Source organism: Bradyrhizobium sp. Leo114, assembly GCF_055229415.2.
Map to the genome: position 1 here is coordinate 1 of NZ_JBUYEN020000097.1, position 12,717 is coordinate 12,717.

At 63.3% G+C, this 12,717-nt stretch carries 11 protein-coding genes and 1 pseudogene; 7 read left to right on the forward strand and 5 right to left on the reverse strand.

Features of this window, described 5'->3' with window-relative positions; translation table 11 throughout:
* Nucleotides 1–105: pseudogene (locus ACZIRK_RS43505) on the forward strand (IS110 family transposase); the annotation flags it as partial.
* Nucleotides 106–244: 139 nt separating this feature from the next.
* Here ACZIRK_RS43505 and ACZIRK_RS43510 read toward each other — a convergent pair.
* On the reverse strand, nucleotides 245–757 hold the full coding sequence (locus tag ACZIRK_RS43510; protein ID WP_130228010.1) for a hypothetical protein: 513 nt from the start codon (nucleotides 755–757) through the stop codon (nucleotides 245–247).
* Between the two features lie 344 nt (nucleotides 758–1,101).
* Between ACZIRK_RS43510 and ACZIRK_RS43515 the strand changes: the two genes are divergently transcribed.
* Together ACZIRK_RS43515 and groL are read left to right on the forward strand one after the other, a co-directional pair.
* Nucleotides 1,102–1,398, forward strand: a complete 297-nt coding sequence (locus tag ACZIRK_RS43515; protein ID WP_027580177.1) for a co-chaperone GroES — start codon at nucleotides 1,102–1,104, stop codon at nucleotides 1,396–1,398.
* Nucleotides 1,399–1,555: 157 nt separating this feature from the next.
* Nucleotides 1,556–3,193: a chaperonin GroEL gene (groL, locus tag ACZIRK_RS43520; protein ID WP_130228011.1), complete on the forward strand. Its 1,638-nt coding sequence runs from the start codon at nucleotides 1,556–1,558 to the stop codon at nucleotides 3,191–3,193.
* Nucleotides 3,194–3,454: 261 nt separating this feature from the next.
* Here the strand turns inward: groL and ACZIRK_RS43525 are convergent, their stop codons facing one another.
* Nucleotides 3,455–3,796: a DUF1236 domain-containing protein gene (locus tag ACZIRK_RS43525; protein ID WP_028166957.1), complete on the reverse strand. Its 342-nt coding sequence runs from the start codon at nucleotides 3,794–3,796 to the stop codon at nucleotides 3,455–3,457.
* Nucleotides 3,797–4,331: 535 nt separating this feature from the next.
* Between ACZIRK_RS43525 and ACZIRK_RS43530 the strand changes: the two genes are divergently transcribed.
* On the forward strand, nucleotides 4,332–4,535 hold the full coding sequence (locus ACZIRK_RS43530) for a hypothetical protein (protein ID WP_130228012.1): 204 nt from the start codon (nucleotides 4,332–4,334) through the stop codon (nucleotides 4,533–4,535).
* 186 nt (nucleotides 4,536–4,721) lie between these two features.
* Nucleotides 4,722–5,921, forward strand: coding sequence for a hypothetical protein (locus ACZIRK_RS43535; RefSeq protein WP_474419667.1), 1,200 nt, complete (start codon nucleotides 4,722–4,724; stop codon nucleotides 5,919–5,921).
* A 40-nt stretch (nucleotides 5,922–5,961) separates the two neighbouring features.
* Here the strand turns inward: ACZIRK_RS43535 and ACZIRK_RS43540 are convergent, their stop codons facing one another.
* Nucleotides 5,962–7,071: a DUF937 domain-containing protein gene (locus tag ACZIRK_RS43540; protein WP_474419668.1), complete on the reverse strand. Its 1,110-nt coding sequence runs from the start codon at nucleotides 7,069–7,071 to the stop codon at nucleotides 5,962–5,964.
* A gap of 395 nt (nucleotides 7,072–7,466) precedes the next feature.
* Here ACZIRK_RS43540 and ACZIRK_RS43545 point away from each other — a divergent pair, with 395 nt between their 5' ends.
* Nucleotides 7,467–8,168, forward strand: coding sequence for a hypothetical protein (locus ACZIRK_RS43545; protein WP_474419669.1), 702 nt, complete (start codon nucleotides 7,467–7,469; stop codon nucleotides 8,166–8,168).
* Here ACZIRK_RS43545 and ACZIRK_RS43550 read toward each other — a convergent pair.
* Nucleotides 8,165–8,575, reverse strand: a complete 411-nt coding sequence (locus ACZIRK_RS43550) for an META domain-containing protein (protein ID WP_474419670.1) — start codon at nucleotides 8,573–8,575, stop codon at nucleotides 8,165–8,167. The genes ACZIRK_RS43545 and ACZIRK_RS43550 overlap by 4 nt on opposite strands.
* A gap of 278 nt (nucleotides 8,576–8,853) precedes the next feature.
* On the reverse strand, nucleotides 8,854–10,518 hold the full coding sequence (locus tag ACZIRK_RS43555; protein WP_130228015.1) for an L-lactate permease: 1,665 nt from the start codon (nucleotides 10,516–10,518) through the stop codon (nucleotides 8,854–8,856).
* A gap of 325 nt (nucleotides 10,519–10,843) precedes the next feature.
* Between ACZIRK_RS43555 and ACZIRK_RS43560 the strand changes: the two genes are divergently transcribed.
* A complete protein-coding gene (locus ACZIRK_RS43560; protein WP_130228016.1) occupies nucleotides 10,844–12,589 on the forward strand; it encodes an ABC transporter ATP-binding protein/permease in 1,746 nt (581 codons plus the stop codon).
* Nucleotides 12,590–12,717: the final 128 nt, after the last annotated feature.

The window sequence follows — 12,717 nt, forward strand, 5'->3', positions numbered from 1 at the left end:
GGAAAGGAAAAAATGGTCATTCGCATTGCACTCGCCCGTAAGCTCCTGGTCCGTCTCAACGCCAAAGCACGCGATGCGCGCGCCGCTTACGCCAATGCAACTTGACAACCCAGATAGTCGCTCACCCAAATGAGTCCAGTTCTGGCAGCGGAGCTGCCCTCTCCCGCAAGGGGCGAGGGCACATCAACCGGCACCGCCGCATATAGCCCTCCTTGTAAGGGGAGAGGGCACAGCAATTGGCACTTCACGCCCGTGGCGCGCAGCGGACGTAGACCATGTTGCCGTAGCGGACGGCGGCGTCCTTGTCGACGAAGCGGGTGACCATGACGCGGCCGTCGAAGGAGACGATCTCGCGGTCCTGCTCGCCGCCGGACGGCCCGGGCGGGCCGATATAGTTCTTGCCGCTCGGAGAGCCCTTCAGACGCAGCTCCTGGGGGGTGGCCTGGTCTGCGAGATGCATGATCACGCCGCCGGACTGGCCGGCGCCGATCACGTAAGGCTGCTTGCACTGGTCGCGCGCCATCTTCTCGGTGCGGGCGCGGTCCGCCGGATTTTGGTAGGAGGCCAAGCCCCAGCGGCCGACGATCTCGTCGGAACGAATGGTGGCGGGCATTTCCGGCGCGGCCTCCTCGGGCCCAGGCCCCGGGTTGGATGACAGCGACGGCAGGTTGACGCTGCTGCACGCGCCCAACAGAAGCGTCAGCGCCGAGACGGTCGCAAATTTCGCAACCGCGCGCGCGTCACCTGATCCGATCATCCGTATTCCCCCGAAATATCCTTGGTCGCACCTTTGGGCCGCACCCGTCCTGCAGCCAAGCTTAAAACGTAAGGCAGAGCAATGACGTCGAAACGATGACGTGAGAACTCCAACCTGGGCTCTGATTTGATTTGGTTGCAGCATCCTATATTGGCCTCACCAAGGCCTTAACCACTTTGCTTGACAGGAAAGGCGCCAAGCCATATTCCCCGCCCCACAATTAGCACTCTGGCGCGACGATTGCTAATGCGCTGGATATCCTGCCCGCGAGCCATCGACCGGCCGGCATTCAACCCCGGCCTCGATGAACGAGACCTGAAACCGAGCCTCCAAGAGGAAACGTCATGGCTAAATCCAAATTCCGCCCGCTGCATGACCGTGTCGTGGTCAAGCGCATCGAAGCCGAAGAGAAGTCCAAGGGCGGCATCATCATCCCCGACACCGCCAAGGAAAAGCCCTCTCAGGGCGAAGTCACCGCCGTCGGGCCAGGCGGCCGCGACGAGACCGGCAAGCTGATCCCGATCGACGTCAAGGTCGGCGATCGCGTGCTGTTCGGCAAATGGTCGGGCACCGAGGTCAAGCTCGACGGCGAGGAACTCCTGATCATGAAGGAGTCCGACATCATGGGCGTGCTGGTCTAACGCAACTTAGCGGAGCGGCCGCAACATCCACACATGTCATGCCCGGGCCTGACCCGGGCATCCATCGATCTTCAAGAGCGATGGATTGCCGGGTCAAGCCCGGCAATGACGACAAGGGTGTGCGGCCCAGTGCCCTCAATCATTCCAGGAGCAAGATATGGCTGCCAAAGACGTTAAATTTGCCGGAGAAGCCCGCGAGCGAATGCTGCGCGGCGTCGATGTCCTTGCCAATGCGGTAAAGGTCACGCTCGGCCCGAAGGGCCGCAACGTCGTCATCGAAAAGAGCTTCGGTGCCCCTCGCATCACCAAGGACGGCGTCACCGTCGCCAAGGAGATCGAGCTAGAGGACAAGTTCGAGAACATGGGCGCGCAGATGCTGCGCGAAGTCGCCTCCAAGACCAACGACACTGCGGGTGACGGCACCACCACCGCGACCGTGCTGGCGCAGGCGATCGTGCGGGAGGGCGGCAAGGCGGTTGCTGCGGGCATGAACCCGATGGACCTGAAGCGCGGCATCGACCTTGCTGTCGCCGCTGTGGTCAAGGACCTCGAGAAGCGCGCCAAGCCAGTGGCCGCCTCTTCCGAGGTCGCGCAGGTCGGCACCATCTCGGCCAATGGCGACACCGCGATCGGCAAGATGATCGCCCAGGCCATGCAGAAGGTCGGCAATGAGGGCGTGATCACGGTCGAGGAGAACAAGTCGCTGGAGACCGAGGTCGACATCGTCGAAGGCATGAAGTTCGACCGCGGCTATCTCTCGCCCTATTTCATCACCAATGCCGAGAAGATGACCGCCGAGCTCGAAGACGCCTACATCCTCCTGCACGAGAAGAAGCTCTCCGGTCTGCAGGCGATGCTGCCGGTGCTGGAAGCTGTCGTGCAGTCCGGCCGTCCGCTCTTGATCATCGCCGAGGACGTCGAGGGCGAGGCGCTGGCGACACTGGTGGTCAACCGCCTGCGCGGCGGGTTGAAGGTCGCCGCCGTCAAGGCGCCGGGCTTCGGCGACCGCCGGAAGGCGATGCTGGAGGATATCGCGGTCCTGACCGGCGGCCAGTTGATCTCCGAAGAGCTCGGCATCAAGCTCGAGAACGTCACGATCAAGATGCTCGGCCGCGCCCGCAAGGTCGTGATCGACAAGGAGAACACCACGATCGTCAACGGCGCCGGCAAGAAGGCCGACATCGAGGCACGCGTCGGCCAGATCAAGGCGCAGATCGAGGAGACCACCTCCGACTACGACCGCGAGAAGCTGCAGGAGCGGCTGGCCAAGCTGGCCGGCGGCGTCGCGGTGATCCGCGTCGGCGGCGCCACCGAGGTCGAGGTCAAGGAGAAGAAGGACCGTGTCGAGGACGCGCTGAACGCAACCCGCGCCGCGGTGCAGGAAGGCATCGTGCCCGGCGGCGGCGTGGCGCTGCTGCGCGCCAAGAAGGCGGTCGGCCGTCTCTCCAACGACAATTCCGACGTCCAGGCCGGCATCAACATCGTGCTGAAGGCCCTCGAAGCCCCCGTACGCCAGATCTCGGAAAATGCCGGCGTCGAAGGCTCGATCGTGGTCGGCAAGATCCTCGAGAACAAGTCGGAGACCTTCGGCTTCGACGCCCAGACCGAGGAATATGTCGACATGGTCGAAGAAGGCATCATCGACCCCGCCAAGGTTGTGCGCACCGCGCTGCAGGACGCCTCCTCGGTCGCCGGCCTCCTGGTGACGACGGAAGCCATGGTCGCCGAACTGCCGAAGGAGCCGGCGTCTGCGATGCCGCCCGGAGGCGGCGGTATGGGCGGCATGGGCTTCTGAGCCCCTCTAACAATCAAATCAAAAGGCCGCCTTTGGGCGGCCTTTTCGTATCCGGATTAGAACATATTCGGTTCTGATTGTATCAGAACCGAATAGCCGCCGAGTACTTTCTGTCAGGCCAGGCTGATGGCGGCGAATACCAGGCAGGCGACGTAGACCATGGCCAGGCTCACGCCCACGATCCTGGCCTCGCGATGAGATTCCAAATTTCCCTCCGTTCGAAGAGATAGAGGCCGCCATAACGGCAGCCTCTAGCCTGCATCAATCAATTTCCTGAACGACGGTGCGCGTGCCGGGATCCACCAGCATCACGCGGTCCCCGGAATACACATAGCGATACTTCGTGAGCGATGGTCCCCAATCGGACGGCACCGCCGCGAGCTCGACATCACTCGGCACCGTTCCGCCGACGACGATCTTTTCCTTTGTCGTCACGGGACGAACCTTGTGCTCGGTGACGTAGGTCTTGATCCTGGTGCGGTACTCCGGCTCGATCTGAACCGTTGCACGTCCGGCCCCGGTCGTGGTCGTCACGGTGCTCTGCGCGAGCGCACCGCTCGACATCAGAGCGATAGCCGCGGAAAGCAAAAGCATCTTCCTCATCTGGATTCTCCTCGCCGCGACATGCGGCGCTCAAAGAACTTCATGGACTCGCACAAGTTCCGGGGCGCGCAGAGCGAATTTCCATTTTATCCCGATATTGATTTGCCAAGGAGCATCCGACTGATCGGACGATTAGCAATGAAAATTGTCGATTTTTGTAATCACCGCATCTGCTCTTGCCGGAGGACGCCGCGGCGATTTTTCCGATTTTTCCCACTATTTCAGCGGCGCGACGAATCCACCACCAAATGTCGGGGTTGCGATCATCAATGGCCATGATGAACGCCCGGACTGCTGTTCACCCTAACCATTGCAGTGGAGATTCCGTTCCCTTCGGCGGGACGTAAGAACACGATGCAGCATTCTTCGACCCGCACAAAGCGCGAGGCTGCGATCGGCGTTGCCGAAGGAACTGCAGCCCGGGCTCGGGAATTCAATGAACCTGATTGTTGCAGGACGCACGAGCGCAGCGGGCAAGCCTGTCATCGCGCGAGCAGCGTTGTGGCTGTTATTTTAGATGATTGTTGGAGAATGCATGGCTGGCTCGGATGTGGCTGACAAGGGTATCGGTGGCGAAGCCGATTGGGCAGCCAAGCTGAAGAACGAAACGGACGCGTGGCGTCGGCGTCGCATGGTGCCGTCGCAGCAGTTGACACCGGGCGGAATTCCGGTCGTGCGCCGCCTGAAGCGGAAGCGAGCAAACGCGGGAGCCGTTGCGGCTCACCCCTTGTCCGGTTAGCCCACGACTTTTTTCGAGTTGGGAACGCGCCCATCCCAGCAGTCCGCAACCGGTTTCCCCGCCCGCACCCGCGTCCCTGAATGCGGCTGCGCATTTTTGAGTTACGTCACCGCCGCGGCCTTCTTTTTCACCAAAGGTTTGCTAGTTACGGCGTTGGCGATTCTGTTCCTCAAGGGGGATCCTCATATGCGCGCCCTGCTCTGCTGCCTCGTGGGCCTCCTCACGGCCTCTTCGGATCTCGCTCTTGCCCAGATGAAGCTGCCGTCCAAGACGGCGCCGGGCACGACCGAGACGCGCTATTTCACCGCGATCGACGGCTTGATGGAGGGCAATGCCGACGCGGTGCTGAAGGAAACCCGCCAGGGCAAGAACGTCACCGCGGCGGTCCTCGACGTCTGCTACCCCGCGGAAAAAGGTTCCGACCGCAAGGACCGCTTCGTCGTCAACCTCGCCGTCAATGGCCAGAACCTGAGCGGCACGACGCAGACCCTGAATGACAAATCGCCCGTCACGGTGAAGCTCGTGCGCAAGCCGACCGGCGACAGTTTCGAATTCCGCGGCCAGATCACAATCGGCCAGGCGGTGACGGAAGTCGCCTCCTCCGACAATACCGACCTTTCGGAGCGGGAATTTCAGGAGAGCCAGACCACCGATGACGGCATCACGCCGGCACCGAAGGACTTTACCGAGGTGTCTCCCGAATCCGTCGGCGTGCGCGTCAAGCTCGACGCGGCGCTGGACTTGCTGAAGAGCCTCAAGGGCCAGGCCGTGGAGGTCGGCCTCTCGAGCCTCGCCATCACCTGCGACGCGCTGCGCGCCGGCGAGCAGACCATCAACCTCACCGTCGATCCGGAACAGGCCTCGGCCCTGGTCGCCAAGGCCAAGGCGACGCCGCGCGTGGTCGCGGCCGGCTGGACCACGGGCAGCGTCGAGATGGACCGCACCATCCGCTTCGCCGCCGCCGACTGGCTCAGCGGCGACAAGATCAACAGGGACAAGATCGCATCAGCGATATCGGGCGTACTGAGCAAGACGCTGGCGGCAAAGCCGTCGGGGGCGTCATGGAACGCCAACACCGGCAAGCTGAAATTGACCTTCAAGCGTCCGAGCCAGGTCTATCCCGCGCTCGGCCTCACCGAGACCGTCGAGATCTCGGCGCTGGTATCCTCGGACAAGCCCGGTGCGTCGGACAGGCTGATGCTGTGGGTCTCGAGCCCGGTGGTCACCACCGCCGATGAGGGTTCAGGTCCAAAGCTGAACCTCTCGGAAGACTCCGTCGGCGACGAGGAAGGCGGCGAGCCGCCCGACGACAACGGCTCGATCGAGGCGCTGGCGAAGGAATTCAAGGCCCAGCGCTGGGACGCCGACAAATCGGCGTGGAAGTAGCGGCCACGCGGCGATATGTGACTGGCTTGCCGCGCGCAGCTCAGACTCGTGCGAGCGAGTCCAGTTTTCCGTGAAGATCATCAATCGCCGGCTTCGCGACGGGACCAACACCTGGAATCGCCATCACCTTGTCGCACATCTGATTGATTGCAGGTGTCACCACCACGACCAGTTTGGCGAGTGCGCTTCGTCCTTCCGGAGGCAGCTTTGCAGCTCGCGCGTTGACATCGTTCAACTGTGCTACCGCCTCGTTGATCTTGGGCAGGGCCGCTTGAGCGGTAGCCACGTCTGTGACGCCTGACAGCGCGGACTTCAAGGTGTTGACGGACGAATCGACCTGGCTGGCCAGGTTCACCCCGTCGACGGTCAAATTCGCGGGCGCCACGCCCACGGTCCCGGTTGCGGGGCGCGTTGCGGCGGGTTGCTCGGCGACAGTCTGTTCACCCGGGCGCTGCGTTGCGTACCAGAGAAGACCGCCGAGCACGACGAGGCCGGCCAGCCAATAGGGCCACTGCGCCATCGTGTTGCTTGGCGTGTAGCGTGTAGAAGCCCCGGCGACGCGGCTCGCGGCCGCCGAAGCTCCGCTGCGCACGCTCTCCCCCGCCCTGTCAATGAGACCGGCAGTGCTCAGTTGATCGGCGAGACCAGATGGAAGCGCCGCAGTGATCTGGTCCTTTTGCGCGGCGAGGAGCGATGTCAGCCCGCTCGCCTCCATGCCGGTGCTGCGTTGATGCTGCCCCAACGCCCCGAGGACGACAGGGCCAAGCATGCCGGTCAGCAACTTGCCGGAGCCCTCGCCGATGCCAGCGAACTTCGCGATGGCCTGAGCGATCGTGTCCAGCGCCCGGCCGCCAAACAGGCCGGCCAGCATCGCCGATCCGCTGTCCGCGAGCGCCGCCTGGCCAGGACCTGCCATCGCATTCTTTAGGCTTTCAAGCGCTCCGGGCTGCTGCTGCGACAATGCGCTGGACAACTGACGAGCCCCACCGGGGGTGGAGGCCACCTCGGACAAGTTCGCGAGCAGTGCGGGGACGGCACCTCCTATCGCCTTTTGTACGATGTCTCGATCAAGTCCCAGAGATGACGCGATCTTGGCGATCAGGTCAGGAGTCAGACATTGCATGACAACAGAGACGAGGTTCACAGCCATGGCGGTCTCTCCACCGTTACGACGCGGTTGAGACAGGATGACTGACAATCATCACGTCGCATGCCCACGTCAGAGATTTCGATTCCGGCTGTCAGGCGCTGGGCAAAATTATCGGGGCTAACCAGCAGATTTCCGTGCCTGCCAACCGACTTTCCCACTGCGCGTGCATGTCCGCCCCAAAACTCGCACCTGTCTAATCACAAAACGGAGAGCCGTGAAGGTTGATAGCCGGCGGCTCGACAGCCTGACATGGAATTTTGGCAGCTCCATTTGGGATGGCCGGCTGCCGGGGCCAGCGATCGGAGCGGCATCGCGACGCAGTTCATTCGGCCTGGTCGTTAAGGTTCGATTCAATTTCCGGGAACATCATCGCTCAGCCGAACGTGGGTCACGCCATGCAAGTCCACGAGCCGAGTACCCTTGGAAGCTGGTCGGGGAATGTGGCTGACGGCGAGTTGCCGGAGCAGCCGGCGCGCCTGTCGGATTTCCTGCAGCAAAATCGCGGTGACGTTCTGGTGGTGCGGGGGCCGTACGGCGATTGGGCGCGCACCATTGCGCTGCCCGCGACGGCACTGGTGGCAGCCTTTGGGTTGGGATGGGCCGGCGGTCTGAATTGGCCGGAGTTCGCGAGCACGCTCGGGATCAGCTCGGTCGCCCAGAAAGTCACGTCTTCGCCTCGAACCGCTGAAGCAAGACCGGGCGGCAGGATCGAAGGCACCAAAAAAGCAACATCCACGTCAGATCTGCAGGCAGCGGCCCCCGCTGTCGTAGGAAGCATTCCCAAGCCTTTACCCGCGAGCACTCACCTGGCCGCGCGCACTTCAAACCCGTTCGCCTCGCAGGCAAATGCGAGTCCTTCCGGCGCGGCGCCGGCGAGGCCACCTTTGGCGCCGGCACCGGAAACGAGACCGACCACCATATCGGGCTGGACGGTTGTCGATGTCCGGGACGGAACCGCTGTTCTCGACGGGCCTGAGGGCATTCGGATGGCCGCGCGCGGCGACACGATACCCGGGCTCGGGCGTATCGAAACCATCGTGCGCTGGGGTAACCGCTGGATCGTTGCCACGGCCAACGGACTGATTGCGGCGCCTTAATTCGTGTTGAGCCGGAAGCGCAGCGTCTTCGAGCCGGTCAAGGTGACGAGGTCACCCTGACGGCGCCAGGTCGCGGTGTCGCCGAGCGCCGCAAGCAGATCATCGTCGGCCTGCGCCCGCTCAGGCGGACAGTTGCGATTCTCCATCGCGCCGGGAACGAAGATGATGGTGTTGCCCGCCACCGAGAACTGGCCCTTGCCGCCCTTGCACCAGAGTTCCAGCACCACCTCGCCATTGTCGCCGATCTCGAGCGAAGGGATGCGCTTGGAGCCGGGCATGCGCGCGGCATCGAGCGACATTTCGAAGCCGAAGGGAAACTCCTCGTCGGCGCGCGCCGGACCTGCCGCGATCGCAGTCGCGAGCAGCGCGAAGACAAAGACCGTGCTCTTGCAAATCCGTGAAACCATCAACTCTCTCTGACACTGCCGCATCGGCGACGCGGAGACGAGTTCGTAGCCCGGGCGGAGCGGAACGCGCAACCCGGGATATCCGTGTCAGTGTTTGCGAGCGGACCCGGGTTACGCTGGCGCTTCACCCGGGCTACGAGTTCGATCCACCTCCTCGAAAAGTGGAGGTCGGTTTGCCCAACGCGCAACCGGGTGGGGATCCGGTCTCTCCGCGAACGCCTGCGCCCGTGGCTGACCCCTACCCCGCCCTCCCCCTGCAGGGGGAGGGCGGCGAGTCGCTACTTCAGGACCATCTCCGTGAACGGGTAGACATAGGCCTGGAGCGTCACGAACAGACCGACGAGGCAGGCCAGCACGATCGAGTGCAGGAACACATAGCGCAGGATCGAGCCTTCATGGCCGTACCAGTTGGTCGCGGTGGAGGCGACCACGATCGATTGTGCGTCGATCATCTTGCCCATCACGCCACCCGAGGAGTTGGCGGCCGCCATCAGGATCGGCGACAGGCCCAATTGCTCGGAGGTGATCCTCTGCAGGTTGCCGAATAGCACGTTGGAGGCGGTGTCCGACCCGGTCAGCGCGACGCCCAGCCAGCCGAGCAGCGTGCCGAAGAAGGGATAGAGCACGCCGGTTGCGGCGAAGGCCAGGCCGAGCGTCGCGTCGACACCGGAGAGCCGCGTCAGCGTGCCGATCGCGAGCATCGCCGAGATCGTGATCAGCGAGATCGCGCACAGGCGGATGGTGCGGCCATATTCGGTGATGAGCTTCAGCGGCGAGAAGCCCATCAACAGACCCGAGATGATCGCCGCGATCAGCATGCCCGTGCCGGTGAAGGACAGCCAGGTGAAGCCGAACACCGCGCCTTCCGGCGTCGGCTTGGCGGCGACAGGCGGCATCTTGTTGATGAGCTTGTCGAGCTCGGGCACCGGATAGTTCCAGACGAAATTGGCGTTCGCCCAGGTCTTGAACGCGCCGTTGCCCCAGACCAGCATCAGGATGCAGACGATGATCCATGGCAGCAGTGCGCTCCACAATTCGCCTTGCGTGAGCGGCGTCTTGTCCAGCGTCTTCGGCGCCGCCATGGTCGCGGCCGATTCATCGTGGCCGCGCAGCGCCGGTGACAGCCAGAGTTGCCGCGGCTGCCAGACGCGCAGGAACAGGATCAGGCAGCCCATCGAGATCAGCGAGGCGCCGATGTCGACGATCCAGGGATTGATGAAGTTCGAGATCACGAATTGCGGGACCGCGAAAGAGACGCCGGTGACCAGGATCGCCGGCCAGACGTCCTTCATGCCGCGCCAGCCGGCAAATGCGCACACCACCCAGAACGGTACGATCAGCGAGAACAGCGGCAATTGCCGCCCGACCATCGCGCCAAGCACATAGGGGTCCAGCCCGGTGACCGAGGCGAGACCCAGAATCGGCGTGCCCAGCGCGCCGTAGGCGACCGGTGCGGTGTTGGCGATCAGCGACAGTCCGGACGCCGCGAGCGGCGAGAAGCCAAGGCCGATCAGGATCGCGCCTGTGATCGCGACCGGCGTGCCGAAGCCCGAGGCGCCCTCGAAGAACGCGCCGAAGGCGAACGCGATCAGCAGCAGTTGCAAGCGCCGGTCCTCGGTGACGCCGCCGACCGCGCGCTTCAGGAGCTCGAATTTCCCGGTCGCCACCGTGATCTGGTAGAGGAAGATGACGTTCAGCACGATCCAGCCGATCGGGAAGAAGCCGGTCACCACGCCGAGCAGCGTGGCGCGGATCGACATGTTCGGGGGCATGGTGAAGATGAAGATCGTGATCAGGTTGGTCACGATCACGGCGATGATGGCGGCGACATGCGCCTTCACTCTGCCGCTGGCGATCAGGACCAGCAGCGTGACCACGGGAACGGCGGCTGCGATCGTCGACAGCGCGGCGTTGCCGAGCGGGTTGTAGATTTGGTTCCACATTTTTGTTGTTCCTCCCCAAGGTTTCCCGGTGGCGGCTTCCCGCCGGCGGCTTGCGTCGGCTCGCCGCGGGCATGGACCCGGCGCACCGGGCGCAATCAAAGATCATGTGGTGCGAAACAGGCCTGCACGAGTCGGCACAGCCAAACGCTCACAACCTCGCGAAATCAGAAAGTCCGCCGCCCCGCGTCGCCTTGGCATGCTAGGGTTAACTATCATGCTGCGACAAGTGGACGCTGACCGAGGAACCCACGACTTTAGTCTGAAGGTTCCCTGATTGTCCCGTTTTTTCAAGCCTTTGTAGGCGGTCCCCCGGAGACGCTAATCTGTGAACAACATTCGTTCGACGCTCGCGACGGTGTGGCGCATTGCAGCGCCTTATTTCAACTCCGAAGACAAATGGGCCGGCCGCGGCCTGCTTGCCGCGGTCATCGCGATCGAGCTGGCGCTGGTCGCCAACGATGTGCTGCTGAACCAGTGGCGCAATCGTTTCTACAACGCGCTGCAGGAGCGGGACTGGGACGGCTTCGTCCGCGAGCTCATCGTGTTCTGCGTGCTGGCCGCGATCCTCACCGTGCTGTCGATCTATCAGCTCTATCTCAACCAGTGGCTTCAGATCCGCTGGCGCCGCTGGATGACGAGTAAATATCTCGGCGAATGGCTGCACGATGCCAACCACTACCGCATGCAGCTTCACGGCGATGCCGCCGACAACCCGGACCAGCGCATCAGCGACGACATCAAGATGTTCGTCAGTCAGACGCTGGGGCTAGGCATCGGGCTGTTGAGCTCGATCGTGACGCTGGCATCCTTCGTCGTAATTCTCTGGGGCCTGTCCGCGGCGGCGCCGTTGCATCTGTTCGGTAGCGACGTGTCGTTCCCCGGCTATCTGGTGTGGGGCGCGCTGGTCTACGCCATCTTCGGCACGGCTCTGACACAGTGGATCGGCTCGCCGCTGGTGCGGCTCGATTTCGATCAGCAGCGGCTGGAGGCTGACTTCCGTTTCAACCTGGTGCGGGTTCGCGAGAACTCCGAACAGATCGCGCTGCTCAAGGGTGACCGCGCCGAACGCGAGCAGCTGTCGACGCGTTTCGGCAGTGTGGTCTCCAACTGGTACGGCATCATGAGCCGGACCAAGCGGCTGACGGCGTTCACGCAGAGCTACTCGCAGGCCGCCGTGGTGTTTCCGGTCATCCTCTCCGCGCCGGCCTATTTCGCCAGCAAGATCCAGCTCGGAACCGTGATGCAGATCATGGAAGCTTTCGGCAAGGTGCAGGATGCGCTGTCGTTCTTCATATCGGTCTATCGCACCATGGCGGAATGGCGCGCGGTGGTCGCCCGTCTCGATGGCTTTGAGCGATCGATTGCGCAGGCGGAAAGGCTCGCTACCGACCCCGACGCAGTCAAGGCGGTACCGGCGGCGAGCGATGCGATCGCGCTGCAAGAGCTTCTCGTGAAGCTGCCCAATGGGGCGCCGCTGGTCGCAGCGACCGGGCTCAAGCTTCGGCCCGGCGAACGCACGCTGGTTACCGGGCCGTCCGGCGCGGGCAAGTCGACGCTGTTCCGGGCCGTCGCCGGCATCTGGCCGTTCGGCAGCGGCTCGATCGTCATTCCCGAGCACGCCTCGCTGATGATGCTGCCGCAAAAGCCCTATTTCCCGATCGGCTCGCTGCACGCGGCGATCGTCTATCCCGCCGAAGCAGAAAAGTTCAGCGCCGACAGGATCAGGGAAGTGCTCGGCCAGATCGGACTGCCCCAGCTCGCTTCACGGCTAGAAGAAGAGGGACACTGGAACAGAATGCTGTCGCTCGGCGAGCAGCAGCGCCTGGGGCTGGCGCGCGCGCTCTTGCATGCACCCGACTACCTGTTCCTCGACGAGGCCACCGCCTCGCTGGACGAGCCCTCGGAAGCCGCGCTCTATCGTTTGCTGATGGAGGAATTGCCGGCCACCACGATCGTCTCGATCGGCCACCGCTCGACGCTGGAGGAATTCCACCAGCGCAACATCGCGCTGGTCCGCGATGGCGACCGGTTTGGGTTGCGGGACGCGACCAAGATCGCGGCGTCGCCTTAGACTAGGTCGTGTGGACTCTTGGGATTCTCAAATCAGATTGAACGTGATTCAAGGCTTTCTTTTAGGAGGAAGCCTTGGGTGTCATGGATCGGCTGGTTCTGAGCGATGTGCAATGGGATCGAATATCC